Below are 21,225 nucleotides of genomic sequence, written 5' to 3' on the forward strand. Positions count from 1 at the left end.
TCTTAGAAATGACGAGCGAGCGCCCTGCCAGGGTTACCCCTGGTCTGTACACACGCGGCAGTTTTTCGAGATGCACTGTGATTGACGCAGGTGATCGGGGGCGTTTGCCCTCCTTCGCTATCTCCGGCGGCGCTGGCCGCTTTAACGCAGACTTCTAGGGTTTTTCATGACGCGCTACATATTCGTCACGGGCGGTGTTGTTTCTTCATTGGGGAAAGGCATTGCCTCGGCTTCCCTGGCGGCCATCCTGGAGGCGCGGGGCCTGAAGGTCACCATGCTCAAGCTGGATCCGTACATCAACGTCGACCCAGGCACCATGAGCCCGTTCCAGCACGGTGAAGTATTCGTCACCCAGGATGGCGCCGAGACCGACCTGGACCTGGGCCACTACGAGCGGTTCATCCGCACCACCATGACCCAGAACAACAACTTCACCACCGGCCGCGTCTACGAGCACGTGCTGCGCAAGGAACGCCGTGGTGACTACCTGGGCGCGACCATCCAGGTCATCCCGCACATCACCGATGAAATCAAGCGCCGCATCATCAAGGGTGCAGGCGATGCCGACGTGGCCCTGGTCGAGATCGGCGGCACCGTGGGCGACATCGAGTCCCAGCCGTTCCTCGAAGCCATTCGCCAACTGCGCGTGGAAGTGGGTTCCAAGCGCGCGATGCTGATGCACCTGACGCTGGTGCCTTACATCGCCACCGCCGGTGAAACCAAGACCAAGCCGACCCAGCACTCGGTCAAGGAGCTGCGCTCCATCGGCCTGCAGCCTGACGTGCTGATCTGCCGCTCCGACCACCCTGTCGATGCATCGTCGCGCCGCAAGATCGCGTTGTTCACCAACGTTGAAGAGCGCGCTGTGATTTCGCTGGAAGACGTCGACACCATCTACAAGATTCCAGGTGTCTTGCACGCCCAGGGTCTGGACGACTTCGTCGTCGAGCGTTTCGGCCTGCAGTGCAGCAGTGCCGACCTGTCCGAGTGGGACAAGGTGGTCGACGCCAAGCTCAACCCGGAGCATGAAGTCACCATCGCCATGGTCGGCAAGTACATGGAGCTGCTCGATGCGTACAAGTCGCTGATCGAAGCGATGAGCCACGCGGGCATCACCAACCGCACCAAGGTCAACCTGCGCTACATCGATTCCGAAGACATCGAGAACCAGGGCACCAGCCTGCTCCAGGGCGCCGATGCCATCCTGGTACCCGGTGGTTTCGGCCTGCGCGGTGTCGAAGGCAAGATCACGGCGGTGCAATACGCCCGTGAGAACAAGGTGCCGTACCTGGGTATCTGCCTGGGCATGCAAGTGGCCGTCATCGAGTTCGCCCGCAACGTGATGGGCTGGAGCGACGCCAACTCCACCGAGTTCGATCGCGACAGCGGCCACCCGGTCGTCGGCCTGATCACCGAGTGGGCCGATGCCACCGGCGCGGTCGAAACCCGTAGCGAGGCGTCGGACCTGGGCGGCACCATGCGCCTGGGCGCCCAGGACTGCCAGCTGGCTGCCGGTTCCAACGTGCATGCGTGCTATGGCAAGGACATCATCACCGAGCGTCACCGTCACCGCTACGAAGTGAACAACAACCTGCTGCCGCAGCTGGTGGGCGCAGGCCTGGTGGTTTCCGGTCGTTCCGAAGACGGTGCCCTGGTCGAGGTGGTGGAGTCCAAGGACCACCCGTGGTTCGTCGCCTGCCAGTTCCACCCGGAGTTCACCTCCACCCCACGCGATGGCCACCCGCTGTTCAGTGGCTTCGTCAAGGCAGCGCTCGCCCAGAAGAACAAGGCCTGACCCATGCCCCAGAAGATCATCCGCGTCGGTCACATCGATATCGCCAACGACAAGCCATTCGTCCTGTTCGGTGGCATGAACGTTCTGGAGTCCCGCGACCTGGCCATGAAGGTGTGCGAAGAATACGTGCGGGTTACCGAAAAGCTCGGTATCCCGTATGTGTTCAAGGCCAGCTTCGACAAGGCCAATCGGTCCTCGGTCACTTCCTACCGCGGCCCTGGCCTGGAAGAGGGCCTGAAGATCTTCGAGGAGATCAAGCGCACCTACAACGTGCCGGTGATCACCGATGTGCACGAGCCCTACCAGGCCGAGCCGGTGGCCAAGGTCTGCGACATCATCCAGTTGCCGGCTTTCCTGTCGCGCCAGACCGACCTGGTGGTGGCGATGGCCAAGACTGGCGCGGTGATCAATATCAAGAAGGCGCAGTTCCTCGCACCCCAGGAGATGAAACACATCCTGACCAAGTGCGAGGAAGCCGGTAATGACCAATTGATCCTGTGCGAGCGTGGTTCGAGCTTCGGTTACAACAACCTGGTCGTGGACATGCTCGGCTTCGGTGTCATGAAGCAGTTCGAGTACCCGGTGTTCTTCGACGTGACCCATGCCCTGCAGATGCCGGGTGGTCGTGCCGACTCCGCAGGCGGGCGCCGCGCTCAGGTGACCGACCTGGCCAAGGCCGGCATGAGCCAGGGGCTGGCAGGGTTGTTCCTCGAAGCTCACCCCGATCCGGACAACGCCAAGTGCGACGGCCCGTGTGCCTTGCGCCTGGACAAGCTGGAGCCGTTCCTGGCTCAGCTCAAGCAACTGGATGACCTGGTGAAAAGTTTTCCGACGGTAGAAACCGCGTAAAGCACTTTTCTCGGGTAAAGTACCGTCCGATTCACCCCTGACCACTCGGTCAGGGGCTCCCTTCGCCGGGCCTGCCTCTGCATCCTCGTCCGGTGAACGGCAAGAATTTTCTAAGCTGCGTTGTTTTCGTCAATTCTGGAGTGCTTACAACAATGGCAAAAATCGTCGACATCAAAGGTCGTGAAGTTCTCGATTCACGTGGCAACCCCACCGTGGAAGCCGATGTACTGCTCGACAACGGCATCATCGGCAGCGCCTGCGCGCCGTCCGGTGCTTCCACCGGCTCGCGCGAAGCGCTGGAGCTGCGTGATGGCGACAAGAGCCGTTACTTGGGCAAGGGTGTGCTGAAGGCTGTCGCCAACATCAATGGCCCAATCCGCGACCTGCTGCTGGGCAAGGACCCTTCCGACCAGAAGGCCCTGGACCACGCCATGATCGAGCTGGACGGTACCGAGAACAAGGCCAAGCTGGGCGCCAACGCCATCCTGGCCGTGTCCCTGGCGGCTGCCAAAGCGGCAGCCCAGGATCAGGACCTGCCCCTGTACGCCCACATTGCCAACCTCAACGGCACTCCAGGCCAGTACTCGATGCCGGTACCCATGATGAATATCATCAACGGTGGCGAGCATGCCGACAACAACGTCGATATCCAGGAGTTCATGGTTCAGCCAGTGGGCGCCAAGACCTTCTCCGACGGCCTGCGCATGGGGACCGAGATCTTCCATCACCTCAAGGCCGTGCTCAAGGCCCGTGGCCTGAACACTGCCGTGGGTGACGAAGGCGGTTTCGCCCCTAACCTGGCCTCCAACGAAGACGCCCTTGGCGCCATCGCCGAAGCCGTCGAGAAAGCCGGCTACAAACTGGGCACCGACGTGACCCTGGCCCTGGACTGCGCCGCCTCCGAGTTTTATGAAAACAGCAAGTACAACCTGTCCGGCGAAGGCAAGTCGTTCGACGCCGAAGGCTTTGCCGACTACCTCAAAGGCCTGACCGAGCGCTTCCCGATCATTTCGATCGAAGATGGCCTGGACGAGTCCGATTGGGCTGGCTGGAAGATCCTCACTGACAAGATCGGCGAGAAGGTGCAACTGGTCGGTGACGACCTGTTCGTGACCAATACCAAGATCCTCAAGGAAGGCATCGAGAAGGGCATCGGTAACTCGATTCTGATCAAGTTCAACCAGATCGGCTCGCTGACCGAGACCCTGGAAGCCATCCAGATGGCCAAGGCTGCCGGTTACACCGCCGTGATCTCCCACCGCTCGGGTGAAACCGAAGACTCCACCATCGCCGACCTGGCTGTGGGTACTGCGGCCGGTCAGATCAAGACGGGTTCGCTGTGCCGCTCCGACCGCGTGTCGAAGTACAACCAATTGCTGCGCATCGAAGAGCAACTGGGTGCCAAGGCGGTTTACCGTGGCCGTACCGAGTTTCGCGGCTAAGCAAGAGATGGTAAAAAGACAGCAGCCGGAGCTGTAGGAACGTTCGTACCGTAACTTCCTACGTTCCATCGGGTTTCTGTTTGAGAAGCCTGGCCTCGGCCAGGCTTCGTGCTATCTGAGACCCTGAACCAACAGGGTCTTTCAACCTGGATATCTTGATGCGCAGTCCTTATTGGTTGTTCCTGGTCCTGCTTCTGCTGCTGGGCGGCTTGCAATACCGTTTGTGGGTAGGCAATGGCAGCCTGGCGCAGGTGGCCGAGCTCAAGCAGCAGATTGACGAGCAGCATGCCGAGAACGAGCGGCTGCTGGAGCGTAACCGTGTGCTCGACGCCGAAGTACTGGAGTTGAAAAAAGGCATGGAAACCGTCGAAGAACGTGCCCGCCACGAGCTTGGCATGGTCAAGGAAGGCGAAACCCTCTTTCAGTTGCCACAGAAATGAGTGAGCGCTTGCCGGCCTTCTGGGCCGTGATCCCTGCGGCGGGAGTGGGCGCCCGCATGGCTGCCGATCGCCCCAAGCAATACCTGTCGTTGGCGGGGCAGACCATCATCGAGCACAGCCTGGCGTGTTTTCTCGATCACCCCGCCCTCAAGGGGGTCGTGGTCAGCATCGCTGAACATGACCCTTACTGGCCCGGCCTTGGGTGCGCCAGCGACCCGCGCATCCGCCGGGCTGCCGGGGGGCGCGAGCGTGCTGACTCGGTACTCAATGCCTTGCTGCTGTTGCACGCTCAGGGCGCGCAAGATGATGACTGGGTGTTGGTGCACGATGCGGCGCGGCCCAACCTGGCACGCAGTGACCTGGACAAGCTGCTGGCCGAATTGGCAGATGATCCGGTGGGCGGCCTGTTGGCGGTACCTGCTCGCGATACGCTCAAAAAATCCGACGGCCATGGGCGCGTCAGCGCCACGGTTGACCGCAGCACCATCTGGCAAGCCTATACGCCGCAGATGTTCCGTTTAGGGGCGCTGCATCGGGCGCTGGCCGAGTGCCTGGTCTCGGATGTGGTGGTGACCGATGAGGCGTCGGCCATCGAATGGTCCGGTCAGTCGCCACGGCTGATCGAAGGCCGCAGTGACAACCTCAAGGTTACGCGCCCCGAAGACCTGGAGTGGCTGCGCCAACGCTGGAATGGGCGGCGTTGACAGGGCCCCGTTCAACTCCCCGGTGATTGAGTCAGGCTCCCACCACCCGCCATTCTGACTGAGCGCCGGTCATGCCCGGTACTCAGGCAGACCTGCCAAGCCCTCTTTCAGATAGTCCACCAGGCGCCGCACCTTGGGCGACAAATGCCGCTGTTGCGGGTACAAGGCCCATACTGCCGTATTGGGGGGTTGGTGGGCTTGCAGCAGCGGGACCAATGCGCCGCTGTGCAGGTGTTCGAGCACGTAGTAATCCGGCAGTTGGCATAAACCGATGCCCTGGAGCGCCGCATCCAGCACCGCCTGGCCGCTGTTGCACCGCCAGTTGCCCTGAACACGCTGGCTGATTTCACGCCCCTCCATTTGCAATGCCCATACATCCGAGCTGCCTATCAGGCAGTTGTGCCTGGCCAGTTCCGACAGGCTGTGGGGCCTGCCATAGCGCGCCAGGTAGCCCGGCGAGGCGCACACGTACATGCGCCGGGGCGCAAGGCGCGTCGCGATCAGGCGCGAGTCGGCCAGGCGACCGAGGCGGATGGCCAGGTCCATGCCTTCGTGCAGCAGGTCCAGGGTCTGGTTGCTCAGTTCGACGTCCACCCTCAACTGCGGGTACAACGCCATGAAACGGGTCACCAGCGGCACGATGAAGCGCTCGCCGTAGGCCACGGCGCACGTCATGCGCAGCAGCCCCTTGGGCTCGCTGGCCAGGTCGCCCATTGCCCGCAGCGCTTCCTCACGCCCATCCTGCAGGCGCTGGCAGTGCTGCAGGAACGTCTGACCGGCCTCGCTGAGCGTAACCCTTCGCGTGCTGCGGTACAGCAAACGTGTCTGCACGCGTTCTTCCAGGCGCGCTATCTGCCGGCTCACATGGGACGAGGATACGCCCAGCCGTTCAGCCGCCGCCGTAAACTGCCCCAATTCGGCCACCGCCACGAACTCATCGATGCCCTCCCAGCGGTTGCTCATGATTATCCCTGCACAGCAATAATGTTTTGTCTTTCACCCGATTATTCAGCAATTGCGGGTGAATTACACTGTCTGCCGATTTCATTGACCTGTCTGGAGCCCCTGCGATGATCAAGTCCCGCGCTGCCGTAGCATTCGAAGCCAAGAAACCCTTGGAAATCGTTGAAGTCGATGTGGCCATGCCCAAGGCTGGCGAGGTATTGCTGCGCGTGGTCGCCAGCGGCGTGTGCCACACCGATGCCTATACCTTGTCCGGTGCTGACCCCGAAGGCATCTTCCCGTCCATCCTGGGCCACGAAGGCGGTGCCATCGTCGAAGCCGTGGGCGAGGGCGTGACCTCGGTGGCGGTGGGTGATCATGTGATTCCGCTGTACACGCCCGAGTGTGGCAAGTGCAAATTCTGCCTGTCTGGCAAGACCAACCTGTGCCAGGCCATCCGTGCCACCCAGGGCAAGGGCCTGATGCCCGACGGCACCACGCGCTTCTCCTACAAGGGTCAGCAGCTGTTCCACTACATGGGCACCTCGACGTTCTCCGAATACACCGTATTGCCGGAAATCTCGGTGGCCAAGATCCAGAAAGAAGCGCCGCTGGAGAAGGTCTGCCTGCTGGGTTGCGGCGTGACCACGGGTATTGGCGCCGTGCTGAACACCGCCAAGGTGCAGCCGGGTGATACCGTCGCCGTCTTCGGCCTGGGCGGCATCGGCCTGTCGGCCATCATTGGTGCAGTCAAGGCCAAGGCTTCGCGCATCATCGCCATCGACATCAACCCGGCCAAGTTCGAAATCGCTCGCCAGCTGGGCGCTACCGATTGCATCAACCCCAAGGAGTACGATCGCCCCATCCAGGAAGTGATCGTCGACCTTACCGACGGCGGCGTGGACTTCTCCTTCGAGTGCATCGGCAACGTGCAACTGATGCGTGCGGCCCTGGAGTGCTGCCACAAGGGCTGGGGCGAGTCGGTCATCATCGGTGTCGCTGGCGCCGGTCAGGAAATCGCCACCCGGCCATTCCAACTGGTCACCGGACGCGTCTGGCGCGGTTCGGCGTTCGGCGGCGTGCGTGGCCGCAGCGAACTGCCTAGCTACGTGGAAATGTCCGAGAAGGGCGAGATTCCGCTGGATACCTTCATCACCCACACCATGGGCCTGGAGGACATCAACAAGGCCTTCGACCTGATGCACGAAGGCAAGAGCATTCGCAGCGTCATCCACTTCTGAGGCTTGCCATGACCCTGGACAATATTTCCTGCCAGAAGAGCTTCGGCGGCTGGCACAAGCGTTACCGCCACACCTCCAAGGTGCTGGGTTGCGACATGGTCTTCGCCGTCTACCTGCCACCCCAGGCCGAGCAGGGCGAAAAGCTGCCGGTCCTGTACTGGCTCAGCGGGTTGACCTGCAACGACGAGAACTTCATGCAGAAAGCCGGCGCCCAGCGCCTGGCCGCAGAGCTGGGGCTGATCATCGTGGCGCCCGATACCAGCCCTCGCGGCGAGCAGGTACCCGGTGATCCCGACGGTGCCTGGGACTTTGGCCTGGGTGCTGGCTTCTACCTCAATGCCACGCAGCAACCCTGGGCTCAGCACTACCGCATGCACGATTACGTGGTGCAGGAGCTGCCAGCCCTGATCGAGGCGCATTTCCCGGCCTCCGGCGAGCGCAGCATCAGTGGGCATTCCATGGGCGGGCACGGCGCCCTGGTCTGCGCATTGCGCAACCCAGGCCGCTATCGCTCGGTGTCGGCGTTTTCGCCGATCTGCAACCCGATGGATTGCCCTTGGGGCGAAAAGGCCTTCAGCCGCTACCTGGGTGAAGAGCGCACGCGCTGGCGTGAGTGGGATGCCAGCGTGTTGTTGGCCGAAACCCCGTCGGGGCAGTGCCCTGCGTTGCTGGTGGACCAGGGCGATCGCGACGACTTCCTCGAAAAGCAGCTCAAGCCCGAAGCCCTGGAGCAGGCGGCGCGCAAAGGCGGTCATGAGCTGACCCTGCGTCTGCAACCGGGCTACGATCACAGCTACTACTTCATCGCCAGCTTCATCGAGGAACACCTGCGTCATCACGCGATGGCTTTGGGCCGGGTGTAGCCGCAGGGCAGCCAGCCGGCGACGTTGGCCGGCTCTGCACCTTGGCGTTGCAAATGCAGGTAGAATCACGCCCTGACTCATTCAGGGCGTTTTCTTATGCGTATTGGCCACGGCTACGATGTGCACCGGTTTTGCGACGGTGATTTCATTACCCTGGGCGGGGTGCGTATCCCCCACAAGTACGGCCTGCTGGCCCATTCCGATGGTGACGTGCTGCTGCATGCCCTGAGCGACGCATTGCTCGGCGCCGCCGCGCTGGGTGATATCGGCAAGCACTTCCCCGACACCGACCCGCAGTTCAAGGGCGCCGACAGCCGCGTGCTGCTGCGTCATGTGCTGGATGTCGTTCGGGCCAAGGGCTGGCAAGTCGGCAACGTCGACGCCACCATCATTGCCCAGGCGCCGAAGATGGCACCCCACATCGAGGTCATGCGCCAGCGCATCGCCGACGACCTCAAAGTGGGCCTGGACCAGGTCAACGTCAAGGCCACCACCACCGAAAAGCTCGGCTTCGCCGGGCGCGAGGAGGGGATCGCCGTGCATGCGGTTGCCCTGTTGCTGCCAGCATGACCGAATTGGATCTGCTGGGCCCAAGGGCCTCGGGGCAAGCGCTCGGTACGGCTGTGCTCAAGGCCGTTGCCGAAGATTTTCAGGTCGACGAAGTGCTTGATATCCCGCTGTCTGGCCAGGGCGAGCACCTGTGGCTATGGGTGGAAAAGCGTGAGCTCAATACCGAGGAAGCGGCCCGCCGGCTTGCAAGGGCCGCGGGGGTGCCTGCGCGCGCGATCAGCTACGCCGGGCTCAAGGACCGCCAGGCCTTGACCCGCCAGTGGTTCAGCCTGCATTTGCCGGGCAAGGCCGACCCCGACCTGTCGCGGGCCGAGGATGCCAATCTGCGCGTCCTCAAGCAGATGCGCCACCAGCGCAAGTTGCAGCGCGGCGCGCATTCGTCCAATGGCTTCACGCTGCGCCTGACCCAGCTGGCAGCCGATCATCAGGCAGTCGACGCGCGCCTGGCCCAGCTCAAAGCGAACGGCGTGCCCAATTACTTCGGTACCCAGCGCTTCGGGCATGCCGGCGGCAATGTGCATGACGCCCTGGCCTGGGCCGAGCGCCAGGCCTTGCCTGAGCAACGTAACGTTCGCTCGCGCCTGCTTTCAGCCGGTCGCAGCTACCTGTTCAACCAGGTCCTGGCCGCACGGGTAGCCGATGGCAGCTGGGCCAGTGCGCAAGTGGGCGATCTGCTGGCATTCACCGACAGCCGCAGCTTTTTTCCGGCTGCTGAAGCTGAATGCGCTGATCCTCGCCTAGCCGTTCTCGACCTGCACCCTACAGGCCCCCTGTGGGGCGAGGGCGATTCGCCAGCCAGCGGTCGAACCCGGGCATTGGAAAATTCGGTCGGTGCTGCCCAGCCCGCGCTGTGCCAGTGGTTGGCAAAGGCGGGCATGGATCACGAACGGCGTATTCTGCGGCTCCCTATTGCTGGCCTTACGTGGCATTATCCCGAGCCTGATATCCTGCAACTGGAATTCGTCCTTCCGGCCGGATGCTTCGCCACCGTCGTGGTGCGCGAGGTGGTGGATCTGGTGTCGGCAGGGCAGACGGACAGCCCATGCGTATTCTGATTTCGAACGACGACGGTGTGACCGCACCAGGCATCGCCGCGCTGCACGCTGCGCTTGCCGATTACGCGCAGTGCGCGGTCATTGCACCTGACCAAGACAAGAGCGGCGCCGGCAGCTCGCTGACGTTGGACCGGCCGCTGCATCCGCAGACGCTGGCCAACGGCTTCATCAGCCTCAATGGCACGCCGACCGACTGCGTGCACCTGGGGCTCAACGGGCTGTTGCCGTATACGCCAGACATGGTCGTGTCGGGCATCAACCTGGGGGCCAACCTGGGCGATGACGTGCTGTACTCGGGCACCGTGGCCGCTGCGCTGGAGGGTCGTTTCCTGGGCGGTACGTCGCTGGCGTTCTCACTGCTTTCGCGCCAGCCGGACAACCTTCCCGCCGCGGCTCATATCGCCCGTCGCCTGGTCGAGGCACAGTCGCGCCTGACGCTGCCGCCGCGCACCGTGCTCAATGTCAACATACCCAACCTGCCGCTTGAGCGCATTCGTGGCATCCAGCTGACGCGACTCGGCCATCGGGCGCGGGCCGCGGCACCCACCAAAGTGGTCAACCCGCGTGGTAAGGAAGGTTACTGGATCGCAGTCGCCGGCGATGCAGAGGACGGCGGCCCGGGCACCGACTTCCATGCCGTGATGCAAGGCTACGTTTCCATCACCCCGTTGCAGCTCGACCGCACCTTCAACGACGCTTTCGAGCAGCTCGATGGCTGGCTGGAGGGCTTGCTTTGATGCGTGAGGACGATATGTTGCGTCGGGGCATCGGCATGACGTCCCAGCGCACCCGCGAGCGTCTGATCCAGCGGCTGTGCGAGGAGGGCGTGTCCAGCCCCCAGGTGCTCGATGTGATTCGCCGCACGCCACGCCATCTGTTCGTGGACGAGGCACTGGCCCATCGCGCCTATGAAGATACCGCGCTGCCCATCGGCCACAACCAGACCATCTCGCAACCGTTCATGGTGGCGCACATGAGCGAATTGCTGCTCGAGGCGGGTCCGCTGGATAAAGTCCTGGAGATCGGCACCGGTTCTGGCTACCAGACCGCCGTGCTGGCGCAACTGGTCGAGCGGGTGTTCTCGGTCGAGCGCATCAAGGTCTTGCAGGACCGCGCCAAGGAACGCCTGGTGGAGCTGAACCTGCGCAACGTGGTGTTTCGTTGGGGCGATGGGTGTGAGGGGTGGCCGGCACTGGCCCCCTACAATGGCATCATCGTGACCGCCGTTGCTTCGGAAGTGCCCCAGGCGCTGCTCGACCAACTGGCGCCGGGTGGGCGGATGGTGATTCCAGTGGGTTCACCCGGTGAAGTGCAGCAGCTGATGCTCATCGTCCGAGAAGAGCATGGGTTTTCACGCCGTGTGCTTGGGGCGGTACGCTTCGTGCCTCTGCTCAATGGACCGGTAACCTGATTCATCTGGGCATCGACGGGCTATTTTTGCACCTGCGTCGAATTCTTGCAGGATCGACCTGTCTATCTGGCGGTGCACGCACGTTGCGCAAGTGTGTTGCAGCCGCCTGCCAAGACTGGCGAGCTTCGTTATAATTGCAACAATATTGCATTCATGTCTTGAAACGTTTTCGGCACCATGAGGGGAGCGCGGGTGGGTCACACAGTCTTTCGGCAGCGCAAGGACAGCTCGGGTCTCAGGCTCCTGGTGCTGGTACTGGCCATGGGCACACTGTTGGTGGGGTGCTCGAGCTCCGGCAGCAACAGTGCGCGTGTCGTCGACCGCAACAGCAGCGCGCCCAAACGGCCTACCGTGACCTCCGGTCAGTATGTGGTCAAGCCAGGCGACACGCTGTTCTCCATCGCGTTTCGCTATGGCTGGGACTACAAGGAGTTGGCGGCCCGCAACGGTATCGCCCCGCCGTATACCATTCGCCCTGGCCAGCCAATTCGCTTCAGTAGCGGGGCCTCGGGCAGCACCACCGTAGTGGCCAGCCCGTCCTCGTCCAGCCGAACCACGGTCACCCGCCGTCCTGTGGGTGCCACGGCCTCTACTCCTGCCACGACCACCAAGACCGTCACCACATCCAGCTCGGCGAGCACGCCGGTAGTCGCTACCGTGCCTGCCGCCGAACGTGCGGCCGGTGGCTGGACCTGGCCGGCGAACGGGGTTTTGATCGGCAAATTTGCTTCAAACGGTAGTTTGAATAAAGGCATTGATATCGCCGGTGATTTGGGACAGCCTGTTTTTGCTGCGGCCAGTGGATCAGTGGTGTACGCCGGGAGTGGTTTGAGGGGCTACGGCGAGCTGATCATCATCAAGCACAGCGATACCTATGTCAGTGCCTACGGCCACAACCGCAGGCTCTTGGTACGGGAGGGGCAGCAGGTCAAGGCAGGGCAGTCGATTGCTGAAATGGGGTCTACAGGCACAGATCGGGTGAAGTTGCATTTCGAAATTCGCCGTCAGGGCAAACCCGTCGATCCGCTCCAGTTCCTGCCACGCCGTTGATTGTTGTTTCCGGTCTGTTCCGCTGACATGGAGGGGACAGGCTCCAGCGCTGCCAAGGAGAAAGGCGCCGCTTGAGTCTGAGTTCGAACTCAGCAAAGGACTATAACAATGGCTCTCAGCAAAGAAGCGCCGGAGTTTGACATCGACGATGACGTCCTCCTCATGGAGACGGGCATCGTTTTGGAAACGGATGTGGTGTCAGACGAACCTGCTGTACCTTCGGTTCGGACCAGGGCCAAATCAGGCTCTTCACTTAAACAACACAAGTACATCGATTACAGCCGCGCCCTCGATGCGACTCAGTTGTACCTCAACGAGATTGGTTTTTCGCCTCTGCTTTCGCCGGAAGAAGAAGTGCATTTTGCGCGCTTGTCGCAAAAGGGCGACCCTGCCGGCCGCAAGCGCATGATCGAAAGCAATCTGCGCCTGGTGGTGAAAATCGCTCGCCGCTACGTGAACCGGGGGTTGTCATTGCTCGATCTGATCGAGGAGGGCAACCTTGGGCTGATTCGCGCGGTGGAGAAGTTCGATCCTGAGCGGGGCTTCCGTTTCTCGACCTATGCCACCTGGTGGATTCGGCAGACCATCGAGCGGGCGATCATGAACCAGACCCGCACCATTCGCCTCCCCATTCATGTGGTCAAGGAACTCAACGTTTACTTGCGCGCGGCGCGCGAACTGACCCAGAAGCTGGATCACGAGCCTTCGCCCGAAGAGATCGCCGCCTTGCTTGAGAAGCCGGTTGCCGAGGTCAAGCGCATGCTGGGTCTCAACGAGCGGGTGTCCTCCGTGGACGTGTCTCTGGGCCCTGACTCGGACAAGACGCTGCTCGACACCCTGACGGATGATCGCCCCACTGACCCGTTCGAGTTGCTGCAGGACGATGACCTGTCGCAGAGCATCGATCAGTGGCTCGGTGAACTGACCGACAAGCAACGTGAAGTGGTGGTGCGCCGGTTCGGCTTGCGTGGACACGAAAGCAGTACGTTGGAGGACGTCGGTCTGGAAATCGGCCTGACCCGCGAGCGGGTGCGGCAGATACAGGTCGAGGGGCTCAAGCGCCTGCGTGAGATTCTGGAAAAGAACGGCTTATCCAGCGAGTCGCTTTTTCGTTAGTCCCTGGTCTTACGCTGCGTACAGAAACGCCCCGATAAAAAGGGGCGTTTTTGCGTTTGGGGTTTGGGGAGCCGTGCTGTCGATCCGTTCTCTGCGGTGAGCGGTGCTCGGCCCGGTTTGCAGATTCACAGGCGTACTCAGCGATGTGCTCACCCTGACAGTTCGGCCTGTAAGCCTTTGCTTACTCGTTGCGTAAGCCTTTGAAGGGTGTGGCGGTAAATCATTGTCGTTTTCAAAAGCAACCTTTTCTTAAGTCATTGAAAAAGCTGAAGTATTTAGATGTGTGAAAGTTTGTAGGTCGCAACATTCTGTGAGGAGGACGCGTTGCACATCCTGCTCAGATCGCTAGTATTCGAACTGTGCACACGGACACGCACAGGCACTCAGGAAGAGCGCCAAGGACATCGCAAGAAGCGATTTCATCAGGACGATGTACAGGACAAGCAGGGACTACGGAAAAAAATGTGGGCGGGTCAAACCGCCCCTTTTTTTTGCCTTTTTTTCAGGATCTGAGCTTTTCGATACCAGCGCCAGACTGCATGACGCTTGTGAACAGCTCTGCCAGAACCCGCGTGGCGGCGGCCACGTCTGCATGCAGGTTTTTCGCGCTAAACAAAAAGGCCCTTGCGGGCCTTTTCGTTTTTTCATGCGACGTTAACGCTGCAAGTCGGCAATCTTGCCTGGCTTGCCGTCCCACTCCTCAGCATCAGGAAGGGCATCCTTGCGCTCGGTGATGTTGGGCCAGATTTCAGCCAGTTCGGCGTTCAACTCGATGAAGTTCTCCATGCCCGATGGCACTTCGTCTTCCGAGAAAATGGCTTGTGCCGGGCACTCTGGTTCGCACAGTGCACAGTCGATGCACTCATCCGGGTGGATGACCAGGAAGTTCGGGCCTTCGTAGAAGCAGTCCACCGGACAGACTTCCACGCAGTCGGTGTATTTGCATTTGATGCAGTTGTCGGTGACGACGAAGGTCATTTCTAGTTCTCTCCTCAGGCGACGGCGGCGGCCCTTCCTCTCGGGCCGCGCGGTTTGCGGGTTTTGGCTGCAGGCCAGGCTAATAACCGTGCAGTACCAGCAAACCGCGGCGGATTCTACCAGCTTGTCATGGCTGCCGTTATAACAGGTTCTTTAGTTGATATAGCATTTCGATAGCTTGGCGCGGTGTCATGTCATCAAGCTGCAGCTTGCCCAGTTTCTCGATGGCTGGGTGAGGCAGGCTGGCGAACAGGTCGCTCTGGTGCGGCACTTGTGGTGCATCCTGCGCTTTCGTGACCTGAGTCGAGTCGTGCGGCAGGCTGGTGGTTTCCAGGCGTGACAGGTGCTCACGGGCGCGCTGGATGACCACCGCCGGTACACCTGCCAGTTGCGCAACCGCCAGGCCATAGCTCTGGCTCGCAGGCCCTGGCAGCACGTGGTGCAGGAACACGATACGGTCGTTGTGCTCCGTTGCATTGAGGTGCACGTTAGCCACCAGCGGCTCACTGTCGGGCAACACGGTCAGTTCGAAATAGTGGGTAGCGAACAAGGTGTAGGCCCGCAGGCGCGCCAGGCGTTCGGCTGCTGCCCAGGCCAGCGACAGGCCATCGAAGGTACTGGTGCCGCGGCCTACTTCGTCCATCAGCACCAGGCTGCGGTCGGTTGCGTTGTGCAGGATATTGGCGGTTTCGCTCATTTCCACCATGAAGGTGGAGCGCCCGCCTGCCAAGTCGTCGCTCGAGCCAATGCGGGTGAAGATGCGGTCGACCACCGACAGCTCGCAGCGCGCTGCTGGAACGAAGCTGCCGATGTGCGCCATCAGCACGATCAGTGCGGTCTGGCGCATGTACGTGGACTTACCACCCATGTTCGGCCCGGTGATGATCAGCATCCGGGTACTGTCGTCCAGGCCCAGGTCGTTGGCCACGAACGGCGTGGTGAGCACCTGCTCGACCACCGGGTGACGCCCCTGCTCGATGCGCAGGCACGGCTCGTCGACGAAGCGTGGGCAGTTCAGGTCCAGGTTCAGGGCACGCTCTGCCAGGTTGCTGAGCACGTCCAGTTCGGCCAGGGCGGCGGCACTGTCCTGCAGTGGCGCCAAGTGGCTGATCAGGGTCTCCAGCAGCGCGTCGTAGAGCATCTTTTCCCGGGCCAGGGCGCGGCTCTTGGCCGACAGCGCCTTGTCCTCGAATGCCTTGAGTTCCGGCGTGATGAAACGCTCGGCGCCCTTGAGGGTCTGCCGGCGGATGTAGTCGACCGGGGCCTGCTCAGCCTGCTTGGAAGGCAGCTCGATGAAATAGCCATGCACACGGTTGTAGCCGACCTTGAGGTTGGCAAGGCCGGTGCGCGCCTTCTCACGCGCCTCGAGGTCGATCAGGAACTGCCCGGCGTTTTCGCTGATGGCCAGTAGCTCGTCGAGCTCGCTGTCGTAGCCGGTCTTGAGCACGCCTCCATCACGGATCACGGCAGGCGGGTTGTCGACCACCGCACGCTCCAGCAGGCTGGCCAGCTCCGGGTAGGTGCCGGTGATCGCGGCCAGGCGTGCCAGGTGCGGCGCCTCGAGCTCGGTCATTGCATTCTGCAGCTCGGGCAGGGCGCCCAGTGCGTCTCGCAACCGCGCCAGGTCGCGTGGGCGGGCGTTGCGCAAGCCGATACGGGCCAGGATGCGCTCGATATCGCCGATTTCCTTGAGCTGGGGTTGCAGCTTTTCGAACCGGTAGCTGTCGAGCAGGCAGCGGATCGAATCCTGGCGGGCCTGTATGACCTTGAGGTCGCGCAGCGGACGGTTCAGCCAGCGGCTCAGCAGGCGGCTGGCCATGGCCGTCTGGCAGCGATCGACGACCGATTGCAGGGTATTGTCACGCCCACCTGCCAGGTTGACGTCCAGCTCCAGGTTGCGACGGCTGGCCCCGTCGAGGATGACGGTGTCGTCCAGGCGCTCGTGACGCAGGCTGCGCAAGTGCGGCAGGGCCGTACGCTGGGTTTCCTTGGCATAGGCCAGCAGGCAGCCGGCGGCGCCGATGGCCAGGGTCAGCTTGTCACAGCCAAAGCCCTTGAGGTCCTTGGTGGCAAATTGTTGGCAGAGCGCTTTGCGCGCCGAGTCGCGGTCAAAGTCCCAGGGCGCTCGGCGACGCGCACCGGGGCGTTTCTCGGCAGGCAGGTCGCGTGGCCAGTCATCCGGGATGAGCAGCTCGACCGGGTTGAGGCGGTCCAGTTCAGCCAGCAGGGTTTCCCAGCCTTTGATCTCCTGGACGCCGAAGTGACCGCTGGTGATGTCGAGCACGGCCAGGCCAAACAGGCGCTCGTCGCCCAGCAGCGCTGCGATCAGGTTGTCACGGCGCTCATCGAGCAGCGCTTCGTCGCTGACGGTACCTGGCGTGATGATGCGCACGACTTGGCGCTCGACCGGCCCCTTGCTGGTGGCCGGGTCGCCGATCTGCTCGCAGATGACCACCGATTCGCCCAGCTTGACCAGCTTGGCTAGGTAACCCTCGAGGGAATGAAACGGCACCCCGCACATGGGAATGGACTGGCCGGCGGACTGCCCGCGCGCGGTCAGGGTGATGTCCAGCAGGCTGGCGGCCTTTTTCGCATCTTCATAGAAGATCTCGTAGAAGTCGCCCATGCGATAGAACATCAGCTGGTCCGGATGCTGGTTTTTCAGCTTCCAGTACTGCTGCATCATTGGGGTATGTGCGGAGAGATCGGACATGGTCGGCCTTACAGCGGGTGATCTGGTTGGCAAGGGTAAACCGGCAATGGTACAGGCTTTTTCGGTGCGATGCAGGCGCCGAACGCCGTGCCTGCCCACCATGGGTGCTGCGTCAGGGGCTTGGAAAACCTGAACGTTTGCCGGGCAAGCTTCTCTATTGGGGTGATAGGGTAGTAGTCAGTCTACAAGGAGCCCTCGCATGGACCCGATTACCACACTCGCCACTCGCCTGGGTGACCACCTTCAACGCCTGGGGGCGCATGTGAGCACCGCCGAATCCTGTACCGGCGGCGGCATTGCCGAGGCCATTACCCGGATTGCCGGCAGCTCGGCCTGGTTCGAAGCCGGCTACGTGACCTATTCCAACCGGCAAAAAACGCGTCAGCTGGGGGTGCCCGAAGCGTTGTTCGGGCAGGTGGGCGCCGTAAGTCAGGAGGTGGTCGAGGCCATGGTCAAGGGCGCGCAGCTGGCCAGCGGCGCCCGCTTTGCCGTGGCGGTCAGCGGAGTGGCCGGCCCCGGCGGCGGTTCGGCCGACAAGCCCGTGGGGACTGTATGGTTGGCCTGGAGCGATGGCCAGCAGGTCGTCAGCGAGCGTCGTCAGTTCGACGGCGACCGCGAGGCCGTGCGGCGCCAGACCGTCATCGCCGCCTTAGAAGGCTTGTTACAGCTTGGCATCGGTTAAATCGAAATCGGGGGTTTGCTCGAACGCTCGCCTGTGGAATAATACTGGCTACTTATACAGTTATCCGGCCATCAGGGCCAAGTCGAACACGTGAGGATTTCAATGGACGACAACAAGAAGCGCGCCTTGGCTGCGGCCCTGGGTCAAATCGAACGTCAATTCGGTAAGGGCGCGGTCATGCGCATGGGCGACCATGAGCGCCAAGCCATCCCTTCCATTTCTACCGGCTCTCTGGGGCTGGACATCGCCCTGGGTATCGGCGGTCTGCCAAAAGGCCGTATCGTCGAAATTTACGGCCCGGAATCGTCAGGTAAAACCACGCTCACGCTCTCGGTCATCGCCGAAGCCCAGAAAAGTGGCGCCACCTGTGCGTTCGTCGATGCCGAGCATGCTCTTGATCCGGAGTACGCTGGCAAACTGGGCGTCAACGTAGACGACCTGCTGGTTTCGCAGCCTGACACGGGTGAGCAGGCGCTGGAAATTACCGACATGTTGGTACGGTCCAACGCGGTCGACGTCATCATCGTCGACTCCGTGGCGGCGCTGGTACCCAAGGCTGAAATCGAAGGCGAAATGGGTGACATGCACGTGGGCTTGCAGGCTCGTCTGATGTCCCAGGCGCTGCGCAAGATCACCGGTAACATCAAGAACGCCAACTGCCTGGTTATCTTCATCAACCAGATCCGTATGAAGATCGGCGTGATGTTCGGTAGCCCGGAAACCACCACCGGCGGCAACGCACTGAAGTTCTATGCCTCGGTTCGCCTGGACATCCGCCGCACCGGTGCAGTCAAGGAAGGCGACGAGGTGGTGGGTAGTGAAACCCGCGTCAAGATCGTCAAGAACAAGGTGGCGCCACCGTTCCGTCAAGCGGAATTCCAGATTCTGTACGGCAAGGGTATCTACCGTAACGGTGAAATCATCGACCTGGGCGTGTCTCAGGGCCTGGTCGAGAAATCGGGCGCCTGGTACAGCTACCAAGGCAACAAGATCGGTCAGGGCAAGGCGAATGCTGCCAAGTACCTGCATGAGAATCCCGCTATCGGTAGCGAAATCGAGAAGCAGATCCGCGACAAGCTGCTCAATGCCGGTGCTGTAGCCGCTGCTGCCAAGGCTGCAGCCGCACAGGCCGATGCGGGTGACGTGGCCGAAGCCGAAGCTGGCTATTGATCACGCGACCGTAGCCGAACATGCCTGCCGTACTCGACACTCCCGTCGCCATTCGGCGGGCAGCCATGGACCTGCTTGCGCGACGTGAGCATGGTCGCGTGGAATTGACCCGCAAGTTACTTCAGCGCGGGGCGTTGCAGACGCTGATCGAGCCTGAGCTCGATCGGCTGAGCGACGAAGGCCTGCTGAGTGAAGCTCGTTATCTGGAAAGCTTCATTCGCTATCGATCCAGTTCAGGTTATGGCCCTGCCCGAATCCGTGAGGAGCTCGGGCAGCGCGGCTTGGCGCGTGGTGATATCGACGCGGCGCTTCGCGAGAGTCAAATCGACTGGGGCGAGCGGCTGTTTGAAGTATGGCAGCGCAAATATGCCGGGCAACGCCCTGAAGACCCCAAGGCGCGTGCGCAGCAAATGCGTTTCCTCGCTTATCGCGGTTTCCCCATGGACATGATTGGCAGGCTGCTTAGTGGTCGAGGCTGGGACGACTGAGCGCACAGCCTGCGCCTAGGATAGATCCGGCAAACGCTGTTCAAGGCAGGTCGGTGGCGCAACAGCCCAATGTTGCGGCAGATTGATGAAGTCCACCAGCTCTCGCAGTCGGCCTTGATCACGGCCGGTAAAAGCGAAGCACAGGCGTGTCAGGTGCCCAAAATCCCCGGTCTCGTTTTCGACATTGCTGTCAGGCGTTTGCTCGAAGCTGCCGCTCAGGCAGAGATCACTAAACCGCTCGCCAATTGCGTGCAACGCTTCGGGCGTGAGTGGCCGGTGCATGCGCAGGACGAACTGGCGTTTCAGCCAGCGGCTGGAGTGGTAGTTTCGGTAAAACTGATTGATTTCCTCGACAGCTTCGTCAGCACTGTGCACCAGGCGCAGCAGCTTGAGGTCGCCTGGGAGGATGTAGCGGTTGTCTTGCAACTGATGGCGAATGAACGTCAGGCAGTCCTGCCAGAAAGTACCCTGCGGCGAGTCCAACAGCACCACCGGTACCAGCGGGCTCTTGCCTGTCTGGATAAGCGTCAGCACTTCCAGTGCCTCATCGAGCGTACCGAACCCTCCGGGGCACAACACCAGCGCGTCTGCTTCCTTGACGAAAAACAACTTGCGAATGAAAAAGAAGTGAAACGACAGCAGCTTGTCGGTGCCGTCTATCGTTGGGTTGGCATGTTGCTCGAAGGGCAGGGTGATGTTGAAGCCAAGGCTGTTGTCGGCGCCTGAACCCTCATGGGCGGCGGCCATGATACCGCCACCACCCCCGGTGATGACCATCAGGTCCGAGCGGGCCAGCGCAGCACCCAGCTCACGGGCCAGGGCATACATGGGATGCTCCAGCGGCGTACGCGCCGAGCCGAAGACGGTGACCTTGCGGCGATGCTTGTGGCGACGCAGTGCGCGAAAGGACTGGTCGAGTTCGCGCAGCGCTTGCAGGGTGATCTTGGTGCTCCAGCGGTCGGCATCGTCATGGGCCATGCGCAGGACCGTCAGCATCATGTCGCGATAGAGGGGCAGGTTGGGGCTATCGGGGGCCACGCGTTCGAGTTGCGCGTCGATGTAGCTCAGGTCGATGTCATGATCGCGGAAGTGGCTGGAAAGCAGGTCATTCGATTGATAGGGCATGCAACTTCTCCTTCTGCACCTCATCAATCTAGCCCTTTAGCACCGGTCACGCCCAGCCCGTATCAGGGCGTCGGGCGCATGAGGGCGCCCGGACGGGGCTTGAGCGGTAGTCGAAGATTTACTTCTTCTTGTTACCGGCAACGCAGCTGGCGCTGTCGAAGGCCTGATCCATCAACGGCTGATTGGTCTTGTAGACCGTGAAGCGGTACACCATCACTGCGCCCTTGGACATCAGGTTGCGGAACCCGCTGTTGCGGCAAACGCTGTCGCCCAACTGGCTACGCACCTGCTCAGGGTTGGCCTGCATGCGCGCAGCATGGTCGGCGCGTACGCTGAGATGATTGATCAGGGCCTTGCCTTCGACGGTATAGCCTTGGTCGAGAATGTCTTCGTTGATGGCGCGGGGTGTGCCGACGCTGCTTTCCTTGGCAACCTTTTGCAGCATCGTGTTCAGGTCATAGTCCTGCTTGGAAGCCGCCTGGGCTGCAAGTGGCAATGCGAGCAGCAAGCTCAGGGCGGGGGCGATAAGGCGCAGCATGGATCTCTCCTGGTTCGGTGACTGGCGCTTGGACAGGCAAGGACAGGCGGCGT

General features: G+C 61.7%; 21 protein-coding genes. 16 read left to right on the top strand and 5 right to left on the bottom strand.

Annotated features, from left to right (window positions below; translation table 11 throughout):
- Window positions 1–166: 166 nt before the first annotated feature.
- From CRP40_RS00795 to ispD, 5 genes are all read left to right on the top strand, one after another.
- On the top strand, window positions 167–1,795 hold the full coding sequence (locus tag CRP40_RS00795) for a CTP synthase (RefSeq protein ID WP_027913885.1): 1,629 nt from the start codon (window positions 167–169) through the stop codon (window positions 1,793–1,795).
- Window positions 1,796–1,798: 3 nt separating this feature from the next.
- Window positions 1,799–2,644 carry a 3-deoxy-8-phosphooctulonate synthase gene (kdsA, locus tag CRP40_RS00800; RefSeq protein WP_027913886.1) on the top strand — a complete coding sequence of 282 codons (846 nt, stop codon included), beginning with the start codon at window positions 1,799–1,801 and terminating at the stop codon, window positions 2,642–2,644.
- Between the two features lie 152 nt (window positions 2,645–2,796).
- Window positions 2,797–4,086 carry a phosphopyruvate hydratase gene (eno, locus tag CRP40_RS00805; protein WP_027913887.1) on the top strand — a complete coding sequence of 430 codons (1,290 nt, stop codon included), beginning with the start codon at window positions 2,797–2,799 and terminating at the stop codon, window positions 4,084–4,086.
- A gap of 158 nt (window positions 4,087–4,244) precedes the next feature.
- Window positions 4,245–4,526 carry a cell division protein FtsB gene (ftsB, locus tag CRP40_RS00810; RefSeq protein WP_023534037.1) on the top strand — a complete coding sequence of 94 codons (282 nt, stop codon included), beginning with the start codon at window positions 4,245–4,247 and terminating at the stop codon, window positions 4,524–4,526.
- Complete coding sequence (gene ispD, locus CRP40_RS00815) at window positions 4,523–5,230, top strand: 2-C-methyl-D-erythritol 4-phosphate cytidylyltransferase (protein WP_027913888.1); 708 nt, start codon at window positions 4,523–4,525, stop codon at window positions 5,228–5,230. The genes ftsB and ispD overlap by 4 nt, the downstream gene beginning before the upstream one ends.
- A gap of 69 nt (window positions 5,231–5,299) precedes the next feature.
- Here ispD and CRP40_RS00820 read toward each other — a convergent pair whose 3' ends face one another.
- On the bottom strand, window positions 5,300–6,193 hold the full coding sequence (locus tag CRP40_RS00820; protein WP_027913889.1) for a LysR substrate-binding domain-containing protein: 894 nt from the start codon (window positions 6,191–6,193) through the stop codon (window positions 5,300–5,302).
- Window positions 6,194–6,300: 107 nt separating this feature from the next.
- Between CRP40_RS00820 and CRP40_RS00825 the strand changes: the two genes are divergently transcribed.
- From CRP40_RS00825 to rpoS, 8 genes are all read left to right on the top strand, one after another.
- Window positions 6,301–7,413, top strand: a complete 1,113-nt coding sequence (locus tag CRP40_RS00825) for an S-(hydroxymethyl)glutathione dehydrogenase/class III alcohol dehydrogenase (RefSeq protein WP_023534027.1) — start codon at window positions 6,301–6,303, stop codon at window positions 7,411–7,413.
- An 8-nt stretch (window positions 7,414–7,421) separates the two neighbouring features.
- Window positions 7,422–8,276 carry an S-formylglutathione hydrolase gene (gene fghA / locus CRP40_RS00830; protein WP_027913890.1) on the top strand — a complete coding sequence of 285 codons (855 nt, stop codon included), beginning with the start codon at window positions 7,422–7,424 and terminating at the stop codon, window positions 8,274–8,276.
- Between the two features lie 96 nt (window positions 8,277–8,372).
- On the top strand, window positions 8,373–8,846 hold the full coding sequence (gene ispF, locus CRP40_RS00835; RefSeq protein ID WP_027913891.1) for a 2-C-methyl-D-erythritol 2,4-cyclodiphosphate synthase: 474 nt from the start codon (window positions 8,373–8,375) through the stop codon (window positions 8,844–8,846).
- Entirely contained in the window at window positions 8,843–9,901 is a 1,059-nt protein-coding gene (truD, locus tag CRP40_RS00840; protein WP_027913892.1) for a tRNA pseudouridine(13) synthase TruD, read from the top strand. Before ispF ends, truD begins: the two co-directional genes overlap by 4 nt.
- On the top strand, window positions 9,889–10,638 hold the full coding sequence (surE, locus tag CRP40_RS00845) for a 5'/3'-nucleotidase SurE (RefSeq protein ID WP_033694933.1): 750 nt from the start codon (window positions 9,889–9,891) through the stop codon (window positions 10,636–10,638). Before truD ends, surE begins: the two co-directional genes overlap by 13 nt.
- A 35-nt stretch (window positions 10,639–10,673) precedes the next feature.
- The gene (locus tag CRP40_RS00850) at window positions 10,674–11,312 is read left to right on the top strand and encodes a protein-L-isoaspartate(D-aspartate) O-methyltransferase (RefSeq protein WP_161780410.1); all 639 of its coding nucleotides are present in this window, start codon (window positions 10,674–10,676) and stop codon (window positions 11,310–11,312) included.
- Between the two features lie 192 nt (window positions 11,313–11,504).
- Window positions 11,505–12,362, top strand: coding sequence for a peptidoglycan DD-metalloendopeptidase family protein (locus CRP40_RS00855; protein WP_027913895.1), 858 nt, complete (start codon window positions 11,505–11,507; stop codon window positions 12,360–12,362).
- Between the two features lie 108 nt (window positions 12,363–12,470).
- Window positions 12,471–13,478, top strand: a complete 1,008-nt coding sequence (gene rpoS / locus CRP40_RS00860; RefSeq protein WP_023534146.1) for an RNA polymerase sigma factor RpoS — start codon at window positions 12,471–12,473, stop codon at window positions 13,476–13,478.
- Window positions 13,479–14,132: 654 nt separating this feature from the next.
- Here rpoS and fdxA read toward each other — a convergent pair.
- Together fdxA and mutS are read right to left on the bottom strand one after the other, a co-directional pair.
- The gene (gene fdxA / locus CRP40_RS00865) at window positions 14,133–14,456 is read right to left on the bottom strand and encodes a ferredoxin FdxA (protein WP_023534129.1); all 324 of its coding nucleotides are present in this window, start codon (window positions 14,454–14,456) and stop codon (window positions 14,133–14,135) included.
- A gap of 139 nt (window positions 14,457–14,595) precedes the next feature.
- Complete coding sequence (mutS, locus tag CRP40_RS00870) at window positions 14,596–17,169, bottom strand: DNA mismatch repair protein MutS (RefSeq protein WP_023534160.1); 2,574 nt, start codon at window positions 17,167–17,169, stop codon at window positions 14,596–14,598.
- 199 nt (window positions 17,170–17,368) lie between these two features.
- Here mutS and CRP40_RS00875 point away from each other — a divergent pair, with 199 nt between their 5' ends.
- From CRP40_RS00875 to recX, 3 genes are all read left to right on the top strand, one after another.
- A complete protein-coding gene (locus tag CRP40_RS00875) occupies window positions 17,369–17,851 on the top strand; it encodes a CinA family protein (RefSeq protein ID WP_027913896.1) in 483 nt (160 codons plus the stop codon).
- 102 nt (window positions 17,852–17,953) lie between these two features.
- Window positions 17,954–19,021 carry a recombinase RecA gene (gene recA / locus CRP40_RS00880; protein ID WP_023534161.1) on the top strand — a complete coding sequence of 356 codons (1,068 nt, stop codon included), beginning with the start codon at window positions 17,954–17,956 and terminating at the stop codon, window positions 19,019–19,021.
- A gap of 20 nt (window positions 19,022–19,041) precedes the next feature.
- Complete coding sequence (gene recX / locus CRP40_RS00885) at window positions 19,042–19,509, top strand: recombination regulator RecX (protein WP_027913897.1); 468 nt, start codon at window positions 19,042–19,044, stop codon at window positions 19,507–19,509.
- 15 nt (window positions 19,510–19,524) lie between these two features.
- Here recX and CRP40_RS00890 read toward each other — a convergent pair whose 3' ends face one another.
- Window positions 19,525–20,634, bottom strand: coding sequence for a TIGR00730 family Rossman fold protein (locus CRP40_RS00890; RefSeq protein WP_050587300.1), 1,110 nt, complete (start codon window positions 20,632–20,634; stop codon window positions 19,525–19,527).
- A 118-nt stretch (window positions 20,635–20,752) separates the two neighbouring features.
- Entirely contained in the window at window positions 20,753–21,172 is a 420-nt protein-coding gene (locus CRP40_RS00895; protein WP_027913898.1) for a quorum-sensing-regulated virulence factor family protein, read from the bottom strand.
- Between the last annotated feature and the right edge of the window lie 53 nt (window positions 21,173–21,225).

The sequence above is a fragment of the Pseudomonas sp. URMO17WK12:I9 genome (genome assembly GCF_900230165.1).
GTDB lineage: Bacteria > Pseudomonadota > Gammaproteobacteria > Pseudomonadales > Pseudomonadaceae > Aquipseudomonas > Aquipseudomonas fulva.